This window comes from Sunxiuqinia elliptica (assembly GCF_900113005.1).
Taxonomy (GTDB): Bacteria; Bacteroidota; Bacteroidia; order Bacteroidales; family Prolixibacteraceae; genus Sunxiuqinia; species Sunxiuqinia elliptica.
In genome coordinates, this window is record NZ_FONW01000002.1 from 1 (window position 1) to 13,915 (window position 13,915).

12 protein-coding genes are annotated in these 13,915 nt (G+C 40.9%); 5 read left to right on the forward strand and 7 right to left on the reverse strand.

What is annotated here, in order from left to right; genetic code table 11:
* The 3 genes from BM156_RS04700 to BM156_RS04710 form a co-directional block, all read left to right on the forward strand.
* A partial coding sequence (locus BM156_RS04700; protein ID WP_139218215.1) for an Ig-like domain-containing protein occupies positions 1 to 3,259 on the forward strand: 3,259 nt, incomplete at its 5' end.
* An 11-nt stretch (positions 3,260 to 3,270) separates the two neighbouring features.
* Positions 3,271 to 4,218: a PorP/SprF family type IX secretion system membrane protein gene (locus BM156_RS04705; RefSeq protein WP_093918697.1), complete on the forward strand. Its 948-nt coding sequence runs from the start codon at positions 3,271 to 3,273 to the stop codon at positions 4,216 to 4,218.
* 20 nt (positions 4,219 to 4,238) lie between these two features.
* Entirely contained in the window at positions 4,239 to 6,077 is a 1,839-nt protein-coding gene (locus BM156_RS04710) for an OmpA family protein (protein ID WP_093918698.1), read from the forward strand.
* An 88-nt stretch (positions 6,078 to 6,165) separates the two neighbouring features.
* Here BM156_RS04710 and BM156_RS04715 read toward each other — a convergent pair whose 3' ends face one another.
* The 7 genes from BM156_RS04715 to hpt form a co-directional block, all read right to left on the reverse strand.
* A complete protein-coding gene (locus tag BM156_RS04715) occupies positions 6,166 to 6,675 on the reverse strand; it encodes a threonine/serine exporter family protein (RefSeq protein ID WP_093918699.1) in 510 nt (169 codons plus the stop codon).
* A 25-nt stretch (positions 6,676 to 6,700) separates the two neighbouring features.
* Positions 6,701 to 7,468 (reverse strand): threonine/serine exporter family protein, encoded by a 768-nt coding sequence (locus BM156_RS04720; protein WP_212733418.1) that lies wholly within the window; start codon positions 7,466 to 7,468, stop codon positions 6,701 to 6,703.
* A gap of 211 nt (positions 7,469 to 7,679) precedes the next feature.
* Positions 7,680 to 9,479 carry a MutS-related protein gene (locus BM156_RS04725; RefSeq protein WP_093918700.1) on the reverse strand — a complete coding sequence of 600 codons (1,800 nt, stop codon included), beginning with the start codon at positions 9,477 to 9,479 and terminating at the stop codon, positions 7,680 to 7,682.
* 3 nt (positions 9,480 to 9,482) lie between these two features.
* Positions 9,483 to 10,178 (reverse strand): phosphatase PAP2 family protein, encoded by a 696-nt coding sequence (locus BM156_RS04730; protein ID WP_093918701.1) that lies wholly within the window; start codon positions 10,176 to 10,178, stop codon positions 9,483 to 9,485.
* Positions 10,175 to 11,167: a GTPase ObgE gene (gene obgE / locus BM156_RS04735; protein ID WP_093918702.1), complete on the reverse strand. Its 993-nt coding sequence runs from the start codon at positions 11,165 to 11,167 to the stop codon at positions 10,175 to 10,177. The genes BM156_RS04730 and obgE overlap by 4 nt, the downstream gene beginning before the upstream one ends.
* Before the next feature lie 85 nt (positions 11,168 to 11,252).
* Entirely contained in the window at positions 11,253 to 11,825 is a 573-nt protein-coding gene (locus BM156_RS04740; RefSeq protein ID WP_093918703.1) for an adenylate kinase, read from the reverse strand.
* Positions 11,826 to 11,863: 38 nt separating this feature from the next.
* Positions 11,864 to 12,403 carry a hypoxanthine phosphoribosyltransferase gene (gene hpt / locus BM156_RS04745; RefSeq protein WP_093918704.1) on the reverse strand — a complete coding sequence of 180 codons (540 nt, stop codon included), beginning with the start codon at positions 12,401 to 12,403 and terminating at the stop codon, positions 11,864 to 11,866.
* A gap of 99 nt (positions 12,404 to 12,502) precedes the next feature.
* Between hpt and purE the strand changes: the two genes are divergently transcribed.
* On the forward strand, positions 12,503 to 13,018 hold the full coding sequence (purE, locus tag BM156_RS04750; RefSeq protein ID WP_399165451.1) for a 5-(carboxyamino)imidazole ribonucleotide mutase: 516 nt from the start codon (positions 12,503 to 12,505) through the stop codon (positions 13,016 to 13,018).
* 80 nt (positions 13,019 to 13,098) lie between these two features.
* Positions 13,099 to 13,914, forward strand: a complete 816-nt coding sequence (locus BM156_RS04755) for a PorV/PorQ family protein (RefSeq protein WP_093918706.1) — start codon at positions 13,099 to 13,101, stop codon at positions 13,912 to 13,914.
* The last annotated feature ends 1 nt before the right edge of the window (position 13,915 follow it).

Below are 13,915 nucleotides of genomic sequence, written 5' to 3' on the forward strand. Positions count from 1 at the left end.
CCAGAGCAATGATGCAGGCGAGTGTTCTGCGGTTGTGAGCTGGATAGAGCCTACGGCTTTGGATAACTGTACTGCTCCGGGTTCACTGGTCTGGAGTAAGTCCCACACTCCTGGCAGCACGTTTGCAGTGGGTACAACAGCGGTGACTTACGCGGCTACAGATGCAGCAGGAAATATCAGTTTAACCTGCAGTTTTGATGTAACGGTTACCGATGATGAAGCACCGACAATCACCTGTGGTAACACAATTGAGAAAACGATACAGTCAAATGCTTCTTGTACTAGTTATATTGAGGTTCCTGTGCCTGAGGTAAATGATAATTGTGGAATTGCTTCTATTGAGAATAACATCAACGGTGCGAGTGATGCAAGTGGCGATTATCCAGGAGGAGAAACAGTTATAGAATGGATGGTAACAGATTACGGTGGGAATAGTAAGACGTGTGAACAACTGATTATTGTTTATGCAATTCCATCGGCTTTTGATGATGTAGCGATCACAGCAGAAGATACTCCTACAACAATTGCAGTTGTGGCAAATGATGTGGATTGTGATAATAATATTGATTTGAACACTTTGACAATAACTTCTGGGCCTGCGCATGGAAATGTTAATATCACAAGCAATGGAGGAATAAACTATACTCCGGATAAGAATTATGCTGGAACCGATTTCTTTTCTTATCGGATATGTGATGAAGATGAGCAGTGTGATGAAGCAAACGTAGCGATCACCGTTAGGTCACAGAATGATCCTCCTGTAGCAGTAGATGACCTGAACAATACATTTGTCGATATAAATGTTGGTGGCAATGTGCTAACCAATGATTATGACATTGATGGAAATAGTTTGAGTGTCGCAATTGCTGGAAATCCTTCACATGGATCAGTGGTGTTAAATTCTAATGGAGATTATACTTATAGTCCTACAGCTGGCTATTTGGGAGAAGATCACTTTAGCTATCAATTACGAGACGGTCATGGAGGCACAAGTACCGCCGAAGTGTTTATCACGATTATTAGTGATCATGCCATGAGTAACCAACCTCCGGTTGCAAACGAGGATGTTTATGTCGGGAAAATGAATACCTCTATAATTGGGAATGTTCTTAAAAATGATTACGATCCAGATGGAGATCCATTAACATTGAATACGAATTTAGTTGCTCAACCTTCAGAAGGAACAATTCAAATAAATGCTGATGGTTCATTCATTTATTCTCCAAAGACCAACTATTCAGGTCAAATTTCTTTCACCTATCAAGTGTGTGATGATGGAGAGCCCCTTCAGTGTAATACGGCACAAGTAATTTTAATTATTGATCGCAATAGCAATGATAATTCAACAGTGGCTGTTGACGACGCCTTCTTCACAAAGGTTAATAATACGCTAACAGCAAATGTTGTGGGGAATGACTACGATCCGGAGGGACATAGCACAACTGTTTCTTTAATTGGGCAAGCCTTGCATGGAGATGTGGTGCTAAATGCCAATGGAGGCTTCAGCTATACTCCTGATACTGATTATATCGGACCTGACCATTTTACTTATCGATCATGTGATCAAGGAAGCCCAACAGCATGTGATCAGGCGACAGTATACATTAATGTATCTGAAGTGAATCATCCACCTGTCGCTGTTGACGATTGGTTTGGACGAGACGGGGCAGCTGCTAATATCCTATTGAATGATTATGATCCGGATGGAGATGAACTAGTGCTGAATACAACTCCTGTCGTTTCGGTGCAGCATGGAACATTAATTATTAATGCAGATGGTTCGTTTAGTTATACTCCTGAGCAATTATATTTTGAACAAGATTCGTTTACTTACCAGGTTTGCGATAATGCATTGGTTCCATTATGCGATGAAGCAACAGTGATCATTTATGTGGACTCTGATAATGATGGTGTTGCCAATGTATTTGATATTGATGATGATAATGATGGCATCCTGGATATAGTTGAAGGTGATAAAGCAGTTGACACGGATAATGACGGCGTGCCAGATAGTTTGGATATTGATTCGGATAATGATGGTATCCCAGATAACCTGGAGAGTCAGCATGCAGAAGATTACGTTGCTCCATCGGGAGCTGACGCTGATGGAGATGGCTGGGATGATGCTTATGATAATGACAATGGGGGAACACCGATTGTAATTGTAGATACTGATGGAGATGGTATAGGTGATTACTTAGATGTTGACTCAGATAACGACGGAATTATTGATGCAATTGAAGGAAATGATTCTAATCATGATGGCGTTGCAGATAGTATAGCAACTGGCGTTGACAGTGACGGAGATGGTTTGGACGATGCCTACGATACGGTCAATAACAAATCTAGTACAGCTACAAATGCCTTAGGTTCTAATGTTATAATGGGCAACTCAGATGGAGATGAAGTTCCGGATTGGAGAGATATCGACTCAGATAATGACGGAATAGTAGATAGTGTAGAGGGACAAGACAGTCAACTAGCCTATGTCGCTCCAACGGGGAATGATAGCGATGGAGATGGTCTGGATGATGCCTATGATCCTGATGTTGGAGGTATTCAAGTCGGTGTGGTGGATACGGATAGCGACGGTATTCCAGACTACCTGGATGAGGATAGTGATAATGACTTGGTCCCTGATTTTGTTGAAGGACAGGATTTGAATAAAGACGGACAACCTGACCATGAATTTATGGGACTGGATGCAGATGGAGATGGCTTGGATAATTCCAATGATACCTCAGACGATATTACAAGACTTGAAAACCCAATGGGGACTAATGTTCCTTTAGCAGATTCTGATGGAGATGGAATTCCTGATTGGCGTGATACAGATGATGATGGAGACGGTTTACAAACCGCATCCAAAGAAGACTGGAACGAAGATGGGGATCCAACCAATGATGATTGTAACTACAATGGCATTCCGAATTACCTGGATGAAGAATCTTGCGATTTGCTCATTCCTGATGCTTTCTCTCCTAATGGAGATGGAATTAATGACCACTTCAGAATTCGAGGAATGTATAAATATCCGAATGCTAAGATTGAAATTTATAATCGCTGGGGAGCAGTGGTTTATACAAAAGAGAACTATGGAAATATCACCATGTATGGAGACCCTGATGCATGGTGGGATGGTCGTGCTAACAGTAAAGGAACTTCTGGTTCCGAAATACTTCCGACAGGAACTTACTTCGTCGTGTTGATATTGGAGAATTCATTTGTCCATAAAGGCATTGTATACATAAACCGGTAAAATGAATTAAGATGAAGATGATTAAGAATATATCTAAATATGCGATAAGCTTACTGTTGTTAGTATCTTCAGTTGCTACTTCATTCGGACAGCAGGATCCTATGTATAGTCAGTATATGTTTAATATTCAGGCATACAATCCGGCTTACACAGGAACTTGGGAAAGCATTGGTATTATGGCTCTTGGGCGTCATCAGTGGGTCGGGTTTAAAGGAGGACCCGAAACCTATACACTTACAATTCAAGCTCCGTTGAGAAAAAAGAATGTTGGCTTGGGGCTTTCGGTGATGAGTGATGATATTGGTTTTGAAAAACGTTTTGCCGTATTTACCGATTATTCCTACCGGTTTAGTATTACGAATGATATTTCACTTCGCTTAGGTTTAAAAGCTGGTTTTACCAATTACGAGAATAACCTGTATGATTATACTTTGTATATACCAGGTGGTGGGAGTGATCCTGCTTTTGAAGGAGTGATTGACAAAAAGTTGATGCCTAATTTTGGAGTTGGAGCTTTTATGTATTCTGACCGCTTTTATGCAGGATTCTCAATTCCCAAAATTCTACAGAACGATTTTGACAATAATGTTACAAACTATACAACAGGGTATGAACTAAGGCATTTTACTCTGATTGGAGGTTATGTGGTTAACCTGAGTGATGTGGTAAAATTTAAGCCATCATTCAATGCACGTTATATCAAGGGATCACCAATCGTTACAGATATTAATGCAAGCTTCTTATTTGCTGACCGGTTTTGGATTGGAGCTATGTATCGGACAGCTGATTCTTTCGGATTCAATACTCAGTTTATTATCAATCGAAAATTGCGCTTGGGGTATGCCATTGACTTTAATACATCAGATATTAGTTCTTATAACGATGGAATTCATGAGGTGATGATTTCCTATGAATTGAATTTTGTCAAGACACGTTATACATCACCACGTTACTTCTAATCTGCAAAATCAAACAGGATATGAAAACAAAATATTTACTTGCGTTTATCTTCATCTTGATCACAACAAGTGGTATGGCTCAAAAAAGTCTGTTTGAGGATGTAAAGATGTCAATTGATACCTTGGATATTAATACCCCATACAGTGACTTTGGCCCGGCAATTATTGAGAATGAGTTAATCTTTTCTTCTTTTACAGATGATATTGGGAAAAAATCCAAGAATCAGAATAAAGCATTTTACGATTTATTTTCTTCTGATCTGAATCAAATAGGAAATATTATTACCCCAAGAAGAATGTTAACAACAATGATTTCGCAATATCACGAGGGGCCGTTAACATTTTGTGAGAAAACCGGAGAGCTTTTCTTAACCCAGTCAAACTGGGAAAATCCGGAAGAACTTAATATCGTTTTTAAAAAGCGGAATATCCGATTGGGCATTGTCGTTTATGAAAAAACAGCATTGACTTGGCAGTTCAAAGAAAAGTATCCGTTTAACAGCAGCGAGTACTCCATTGCCCATCCAACAATAAACGCCACCGGCGATACACTGATTTTTGTAAGTGATATGCCTGGTGGATATGGAATGACAGACTTGTACTATTCTGCAAAAGTAAACGGAGAGTGGGAAGATCCGGTAAACCTGGGACCAAAAGTAAACAGTGCCGGGAAAGAGATGTTTCCGTTCCTGAATATTGATGGTAGTTTGGTGTTTTCCTCTGATGGACATGAAGGAGTGGGAAGTCTGGACCTGTTTTTTATTGACTTTCCAATTCGTGATTACAGTGCTCGGTCAACTTTTGGCGATCAGATTAATTCATCAGCTGATGATTTCGGATTAGTCATTCATCCTAATCAGCGATCAGGCTATTTTTCTTCAAACAGAGAGGGAGGAGCCGGTGATGATGATATTTACTTTCTGAAGATGGAGGATTATCGATTCAATGTTGTGACACTCTCGAATTATACCAAGCGGGCCTTGACAGGAACCAATGTGAACATTATTGACGAAGACGGGAAAGTTGCCGCAACGGGGCAATCTGATGAAACAGGAAAGATATCGGTCAAATTGAAAGTGGATAAGAAGTATACTTTAATTGCTTCGTTAAATAATTACCTGGATAAGGTGGCTGATCTGGATTTGACCAACGAGGGCGATTTCGTTGAGAAAAATCAAAAAGTTTATCTCGATCCGGAGTTTATGTTGACTGGCCAGGTTGTTGATATCTTAGGAAACATTCCAATCCCGGATGCAATGCTAATTGTTTCGGATGGAAGTAAGGCTGATACGATTTATGCGGACTATCAGGGGCAGTTCTCACATTATATCGAACCTGACAAAGATTATAAAGTTGATGTAACAGCTTATAATTTCTTTGGAACCGAAGTTGAGTTCAATACGCTGGGGATGAAACCAGGAGCTGTAGATTATTTAGTTCAGCTGAATAGTTTGGATGCAGGATCTCGTATCGAACTGAAAAATATTTATTATGATTTGGCTAAGTGGAATATTCGGCCAGATGCAGCAGCGGAACTGGATCGATTGGTCTCAGTGCTAGAAGAATATCCAGACCTTCAGATTCGTTTGGAATCGCATACCGATTCACGTGGTGCGGATGACTTTAATATGGAACTGTCACGCAAGCGGTCTGAATCAGCTTTCCAGTATCTTGTTAGTAAAGGAATCGATCCGGACCGACTTGAGCATGTTGGATTTGGAGAGACTCAGCTAGTAAATAAATGTGAAGACGGAGTGAATTGTACAGAAGAAGAACATGCGGAGAACAGACGAACCGTCGTCGAAATATTAAAAGCAAAAGTTACAAGAAGAAGCAAAGGAAACATCTTCTACTTCTAATAACAAATCTCTCATCGCATAGTCTTTAATTATTTTCTGGTTGATGAAAAGGGGATCGCGAAATTTCGCCATCCCCTTTTTTAGCGTATTATTTTTTTATTAGCTCATTGATCTTCAGTGGAACTTTCATCTCTTTGGCAGATTCTCGTCGGGTTAGTAGCATTGGTGCGGAAACGCCTACTGAGAGAGCCATCAATACAAAAAAAGCTTTTAAGCCGTTGGTCACGGTATCGTCTAACAGTTGATTAAACGAGTTGGGATCAACCTGCTCGGTCAGTCGGATGATTCCCAGCATCATGCGATAGGCGAAAGCTCCGGGAACCATGGGAATAACTGCAGGTATGGCAAAAACAAACGGGGGTGAATGTTTGAAATGCGCAGCGCCAATACTTAGAAATCCAACCAAAAGAGCACCGGCAAAGGAGCCAAGAATAATTCCTCCTCCCAGACTTAAGGTGAGCAACTTGGCAGCGCCTCCAAGTGCGCCCATCAAAAAGATAACCCACAAGGTACGCTTGGGGACATTAAATAAGATGGCAAAACCAACGGCTGCAAATCCGAGCCAGATCCATTTCTCAAAAAAGGCGAACCAATCCATTGTTGTATTGTTTTTGAAAATCAGTTTAAATATTATACATCAAGATTGCACATAATAGTCCAGCGGCAATGGATAGTGCAATGATTAATCCATTCATGCCACGGACAATACCATTCATCAAATTTCCGTCCAGTAAGTCTGAAAGTGAGTTGATTAGAGGGATTCCGGGAATGAGGTACAGTACAGAAGTGGCAAAGGCAAAATCGGGATGGGTGCCTAGCTGAAGTTTTACAGTTGCCCCGGCAATTACCGATGAGCTTAGCGCAGCAAAAAAGATCGCCAGGTAGGGATTGAATGCTTTCTTTACTGCTTCCTGCCGGATAAATAAACCAGCAACAGTTGCTGAAAATGCGATTAGCATATCGATATAACTTCCTCCAAACAAGCGGCAAAACGAGGCTCCAGCAAGCCCAACCATCAGAAGCGTTGTTAAGCGCGAATAGTGTGGCAGAGACTTTAAACGCTCAAGTTCCTGTTGAATTTGGTTCAGATCCCATTTTTCTTCTACAATTTTCCAGCTCATCCGGCTAATGCCACTCACCATTTTGAAATTTGCTCCGTGCGGCGATGTCCGTTTTAAACGGCTGAAGAAGTAGTCTTTTTCTTCGTCAAATAAGGTCAGCATTAAGGCTCGGTGCGTAATGAGCAGTTCGGCATTGTATCCGTAGCTATTGGCTATTCGCGTTATTGTGATGCGAATACGTGATGAGTTTGCACCTGAGGACATGAGGAGTGCCCCAATCTCAAGTAGCAACTTACACAACTTATTAATCATTTCTTCTTTGATATGCATGAGCAACTGTTCAGAAAGTTTATTTGAAGTCGCGAAATAACTAAAATATTGGCGATGCCTGTTTTTTTGCAATTATTCAGACAATACAATTTAAAGTATTGTTATTACTCCAAATCATTCGATTAAGTTACTCGCTTGATTCTGTAGAGACAATACGTAAAAAGCTTCAGTCTGTTAACCTGAAAGAAAACTATTTTGTGAAATTAAGAAGTTAATTAGCAGCGATAATTCCCATTTTTCGCATTAAGAAATTGGCATTCATCGTAGACGTAACGCCATCTGTCAGTTTGTAGTCAAATAGCAGTTCCTCTTCAGTAAGTTGAATTTCAAAACACTTATTGGTGATCTGTTTGGGATAGTCGTTTTGCAATTCCGTCAATTTAAGGTCGTGTGTTGCAACCACTCCAACTGCTTTTAGCGAAAGTAATTGTTCAATCAACTTAATCGAGCCCGAGAGTTTGTCTTCGGAATTGGTTCCTTTCAGCATCTCATCAATAATTACAAAAACAGGTTGGCCGCTTTTAATTTCATCTAGAATGGCCTTGAGTCGTTGTAACTCCGCAAAAAAGTACGATTCATCATTCTGTAGGTTATCCGTGGTTCGCATGTTGGTGAAAAGCGAAATGGGTTTCATGCTGACCCAGCTGGCGTTAACCCGGCATCCGTTCATGGCCAATAGCATGTTGACACCAATGGTTCGCAGAAAGGTACTTTTCCCGGCCATATTTGCTCCGGTGATGATGGTAATCTGGCTTTCTCCGTTCATCCTAAAATCATTTCCGATGCATTTTGCAGCCTTAATCAGTGGGTGTTTTAAGTTGTTGGCAGTTAAGTGAAATTCGCCATCTTCAAATTTCGGAAGTGTCCATTCCGGGTGGTTGTGATTCAGGTTGGCCCAGCTTGACAGAGCGTCGAAATGGGCGATGGTTTTAAACCAGCGCTTGACATCATCCTTATGTTTGTTTTGCCAATCATACAACTGAACGCAGCAACGCAAGTCCCAAAGGGCAAGGCTGTTTAAAATGAATCCAACCAAAATATTTTGCCTGTAGTCAAAACTAGCCATGGTTTTTGTGAGTCTTCTTAAGACTTTACTGGCTGTCTCATGTTGTTCGGAAAATAGTTTGCTTTGATGCTCTTTCAAGAGCTGGGTCTCAAATGTTTTTTCTTCAATCAGAAGCAATAATTCCTGGTAGTTGCCCAACAATTTGGATTGACTGCCAAACAAGTTATAAAAATCCTGAATTGTTTTTCGGTACGAAGCCAAAGTAACAATATTGATAACGACCGAAAGTAGAAAAAGAATCCAGGGTAAACCAAAGAAAGCATATGTAGCAAAGGATAACAGAGTAATGATCGGGAGGATTACTAACAGCCGGCCGAGTTGCTTGGGTTGTTTAATGTGAATTTTCTGGGTGATTTGCTCCAGAAGTTTGAGGTCTTGCTCATCGCGAACATGGCCTTTGGCAGCATAGAACTGTCGCCAGCGAGTATATTTGGCTAACTCAAGCAATCCTTCTTGCCTGATTTTTAAGCTGGAGGTAGACGAATTCGCTTGTTCCAAATCTTGAGCCAGTTGTTTTTTCCCCAGCTGAGTAACCGTGCGGTTGATGAACTGGAAAAGTGATCCTTCGCCAAAGATGTCCAAGTCGTATGTGTAATGATGGTGTGGGTCTGTAAATTCAGCTCCATTTTCAAACTGGCTGTATTCTTCATCGAGTGCTTGCAGCTCTTTTTCGTTGATGGCAATCAGGTTGGTGTACAACCATTTCGCTTTTTCTTGTTTCAGAAAGACTTTGATCCAGTAGAAGAAAATAACAGTACAGCCAATGGCAACAGCATAGGCCAATAAGGGCGAAATCTTAGGAAGATAAATCAGTGACAGAGGAATACCCAGAAATGCCAATAGCCTGAATAAAGCGAGTTGGCGGATTTTCTTTTTTACAGAAGCAAGTTTTTTTTGATCGTGGTGAAGAAATTTGGTGTATTCCTGTCTAAGTTCCTGATTCATGGTTTAAATAAGTTGGGCGTGGAGGAGTTGGTTTGCAACTAAAAGAACGGTCGCTGTAAAAATTAGAAAAACCATAAACAGGCTAAAAGTTTCTTGATTGCTTAAGCTTGTTTCAGCAAGTTTCGGAAGTTTTAGCAGTAAAAATCGGTTTTCGATAATTAAGAACAGGCGATACATCAGCTGTCCAATAAGCAGACCAACCAGCGCACCGGTTAAGACATCAAAAGGGTAGTGTACTCCCAGATAGATGCGGGTGTAGCTAACCAAGGCAGCCCAGAAATAAATGAGTAGCTGGAAACGAGTATTCTTAAACAAGCGGGCAGTGAAAGCTGCAACGGCAAAGGTGTTGGTTGCATGGGATGAAAAATAACCATAGAGCCCACCTTTCCGGTATACATTGTGTACCAAATGTTGAATATCGGGATCGTGCGTGGGGCGAAGTCGCTGGACGGTTTCTTTAACAAATACCGAAAATTGATCGGCGATAACAATCGACAATGCTAGTAAAACAAGAGCAGCTATTGCTTTCATTCGGTATTTACGAATGATAAAATATAGCAGTGTCAGGTAAAAAATAGACCAGGTTGCCGTTTGGGTGAATAAGGGCATAACAACATCCCAAAACGGATTGTGCATACCATTAAAAAAAAGGAAAATAGACTGATCGATTTGTTTTATGGATTGAATAAGAGCGATCATGAAGGATTTAGGATTTGCCAGATTTTATCTTTCAATTGTAAAATACCCTGGTTGGCAACCGCTGAGATGAAACTGTGCGGAATGTCTTTTAGTTCGGCACTAATTTCTTCTTGAAGCTCCTCATCTAAAAAGTCGGATTTACTGATGACCAGGTAGCGGTCTTTATCCAGCAACTCAGGGTTATATTTTTCAAGTTCATTTAAAAGAATACCATATTCTTTTCGGTGGTCTTCACTATCAGCAGGGACCATAAATAAAAGCATGGAGTTACGCTCAATATGTCTCAAAAACCGTAGCCCTAACCCTTTCCCTTGATGGGCACCCTCAATAATTCCAGGAATATCGGCCATCACAAATGACTGCTGGTCACGGTACGAAACAATTCCTAAATTAGGAACTAAAGTGGTAAACGGGTAATCGGCAATTTTTGGTTTTGCTGCCGAAACAACTGATAGTAAGGTTGACTTCCCGGCACTTGGAAATCCGACCAGACCAACATCGGCCAAAATCTTAAGTTCCAAAATTTTCCAGCCTTCTTCGCCATCTTCTCCGGGTTGAGCATACCGAGGGGTTTGGTTGGTTGCAGATTTGAAGTGCATGTTTCCTAAACCTCCGCGGCCTCCTTTAGCCAGGTATTGGGTTTCGCCATCGCGGGTAATTTCAAATAGGAATTCTCCGGTTTCGCCATCTTTGGCAACTGTTCCTAAAGGAACTTCAATGGTGATATCTTCACCATCGGCTCCAAAACTACCATGCCCACTGCCAGATGCGCCGTGGCCTGCAAAAATGTGTTTCTTATAGCGCAAGTGAAGTAAGGTCCACATTTGCGCATTGCCTTTTACAATGACATGACCTCCACGTCCGCCATCTCCTCCGTCTGGTCCTCCTTTGGGAACAAATTTTTCCCGACGAAGGTGAGTTGATCCCTGTCCGCCATTTCCTGACCGGCAGAATATTTTTACGTAGTCAACAAAGTTGTTTTCAGCCATGATTGTAATGATCTTATGGTGCAAAATAAGCAAAAAAAGACGAATGCATTAACTACATTCGTCTTATAATATTGTGTGTATCCGCTTAGAATGAGCTAACTGTTTTTTGTAAACGAGCAGCAATCTCATCAATGGTTCCCATTCCGTTGATGTCGAAATGTTTGTCTTGAGCGGCATAGTACTCCTTAAGAGGAGAAGTTTTTTCATGGTAAACAGTAATCCTGTTTTCAATGATTGACTGATCCTGATCGTCAGAGCGGCCAGAGGTTTTGCCTCGGTTCAGTAAGCGGTCAATTAACTCTTGCTTGTCAACTTCCAGACACAGCATGCCGTTAATTGGTGTTTGCTTTTCTTCCAATAGCTGATCAAGCGCTTTTGCTTGTGCTACGGTCCGTGGAAATCCGTCAAAAATGAATCCGTTTGCTTCAGTATTTTGAGCAAGTTTATTGTTGATCATCCCAATAACCACTTCATCAGGAACCAACTCTCCTTTGTCCATGAATTTTTTAGCCTCCAGGCCCAGCGGAGTTTCTGCAGCAATCTCGCCACGTAATAAGTCTCCGGTTGACAGGTGAATCAACCCAAAACTTTTAATCAGAAATTCAGCCTGGGTACCTTTTCCTGCTCCAGGAGGCCCAAATAGAATTAGATTTAACATTTAACTATTGAATTTTGGTTTTTAGTATTTGTCGATTGTTATTCTACAACCTTGAAAATATCAATCAGGTTGCGTCCTCTTCCGTCATAATCAAGCCCGTAACCGACAATGAAATCGTTGGGGATTTCAAGGCCAACATAATCCAGTTCAACTTCTTTTACTAAAGCATCCGGTTTTAACAGCAGGGTTGCAACTTGTACTTGAGCCGGATTTTTTGCTTCAATTTGTTTGATGGTATTATCAATGGTAATCCCCGTGTCAACGATATCCTCTAAAACGACAACCGTACGGTTTTCCAAACTTTCATTTAAGCCAATTAATTCTTTTACTTGGCCAGTGGTGTTTGTGCCTGTGTACGAAGCCAGTTTAACGAATGAGATTTCTGCATCGAGTAACGTAATTCGCTTGAAAATTTCGGCAGCAAACATGAATGACCCGTTTAAAACACACAGAAACAGTGGATTCTTGCCCTTCAAATCTTCATTCATTTTTTCAGCCATTGTTTCGATAACTGACCGAATTTTCTCGTATGGAATAAACAACTCGAATTCTTTGTCTAAGATTTTTACGTTACTCATTGTGATGGTTTTTTTGTTAATGGAAAGATGAGTTTCAAATCTGTTTATTTTCAATTATTTTAGCTCAGAATTTTAAAAAGTACAAAGAAACAAAAATTAATTGAAAAGATGGAAGCTAAAGTAAGTATCATCATGGGGAGTACCTCAGATTTGAGTGTCATGGAAGGAGCTGCTAAAATTTTGGATGAATTTGAAATTCCATTTGAGATTAACGCATTGTCGGCACACCGTACGCCTGAAGAGGTTGAGAAGTTTGCAAAAGGGGCTAAAGATCGCGGAATTCAAGTGATTATTGCTGGTGCTGGAATGGCTGCTCATTTGCCAGGCGTCATTGCTGCGATGACACCACTGCCTGTAATTGGGGTTCCAATTCGGGCTAGTCTGGATGGCTGGGATTCCATGCTGGCAATTTTGCAGATGCCTCCGGGAATTCCTGTTGCTACCGTGGCAATTAATGGAGCTCGTAACGCTGGTATTTTGGCGGTACAAATGATGGCATTGGGAAATCCGGATTTGATGGCCAAATTCGTTTCTTTCAAAGAAGAATTGAAAGAGAAGATTGTAAAAGCCAACAAGGATCTTTCTGAGATAAAATTCAAGTTTAAAACAAACTAGTTTTTTGTTTAACTGAAAAGTTGTAACTTGAAACTGCTTGGTGCTTAAGGGGGGTATTGAATCTAATACGCCCTTTTGCTATGTTAAGAGTATGGTTAATCGGTTTGCTAGTTTTCTTGTTTGTGCCGATAAGGGCACAAGAATCTTTTCACAGTCCTCCTCGTTTTCAGGCACTCGGAAATGCCAGTGTTAGCCTACAATCTCCTCTTTCAATATTTTCCAATCCTGCCGGGTTTTCTAGCCATGATAAAGTTAGTTTGGGCCTGTCTTATGAAAGTCGTTTTTCCTTAAATGACCTTCAAACGGCCTCAGCCTTCGGTGTGTTTCCTCTTGCGGGTTCTTGGTTTGGTGCTTCTTTTTCTCAATTTGGCAATCAATCTTACCACGAAAATAAGTGGAGTGTCGGAATTGCAAAGCAGCTGTCGGCAAGGCTTCGCGCGGGAATTCAGTTTCATTACCTCAGTATTTTTTTAGTTGAAAATGACGAACGGCCAGCTTATTTATTGGCAGATTTTGGGGTGCAATACGCATTCAAAAATGGGGTGATCGTTGGCGCACAACTTTTTAATCCTAACGAGCTTCAATTTTTTAAAGGAAATTTAACGAACAGCCAGCCATTGGTTATCCGGCTTGGAGTTCATCAAACATTTGGCGAAGCGGTATTGCTTGCGGTGGAGCTATACCAGCAGGAAGAAAAAGTAACTGGAGCTCGTGCAGGCATTGAGTTAAATCTGAAAAGACAGTTCCAGTGTCGGGTGGGAATTGATTCGCAATTGTCCTTATTTACCATGGGGCTGGGCTATTCTGTGAAGCATTTTCAGTTTGATATCGCGTTTGCTCATCATCGTTACTTGGGATATTCTCCATCTTTTTCAGTGTACTACAACTGGCCATGAA

What these genes read in the sequence shown, in the direction of transcription:
- BM156_RS04705 (WP_093918697.1), top strand. Translation starts at nt 3,271, where the DNA reads ATGAAGATGATTAAGAATATATCTAAATATGCGATAAGCTTACTGTTG.
- BM156_RS04710 (WP_093918698.1), top strand. Translation starts at nt 4,239, where the DNA reads ATGAAAACAAAATATTTACTTGCGTTTATCTTCATCTTGATCACAACA.
- BM156_RS04715 (WP_093918699.1), bottom strand. Translation starts at nt 6,675, where the DNA reads ATGGATTGGTTCGCCTTTTTTGAGAAATGGATCTGGCTCGGATTTGCA.
- BM156_RS04720 (WP_212733418.1), bottom strand. Translation starts at nt 7,468, where the DNA reads ATGCATATCAAAGAAGAAATGATTAATAAGTTGTGTAAGTTGCTACTT.
- BM156_RS04725 (WP_093918700.1), bottom strand. Translation starts at nt 9,479, where the DNA reads ATGAATCAGGAACTTAGACAGGAATACACCAAATTTCTTCACCACGAT.
- BM156_RS04730 (WP_093918701.1), bottom strand. Translation starts at nt 10,178, where the DNA reads ATGATCGCTCTTATTCAATCCATAAAACAAATCGATCAGTCTATTTTC.
- obgE (WP_093918702.1), bottom strand. Translation starts at nt 11,167, where the DNA reads ATGGCTGAAAACAACTTTGTTGACTACGTAAAAATATTCTGCCGGTCA.
- BM156_RS04740 (WP_093918703.1), bottom strand. Translation starts at nt 11,825, where the DNA reads ATGTTAAATCTAATTCTATTTGGGCCTCCTGGAGCAGGAAAAGGTACC.
- hpt (WP_093918704.1), bottom strand. Translation starts at nt 12,403, where the DNA reads ATGAGTAACGTAAAAATCTTAGACAAAGAATTCGAGTTGTTTATTCCA.
- BM156_RS04755 (WP_093918706.1), top strand. Translation starts at nt 13,099, where the DNA reads ATGTTAAGAGTATGGTTAATCGGTTTGCTAGTTTTCTTGTTTGTGCCG.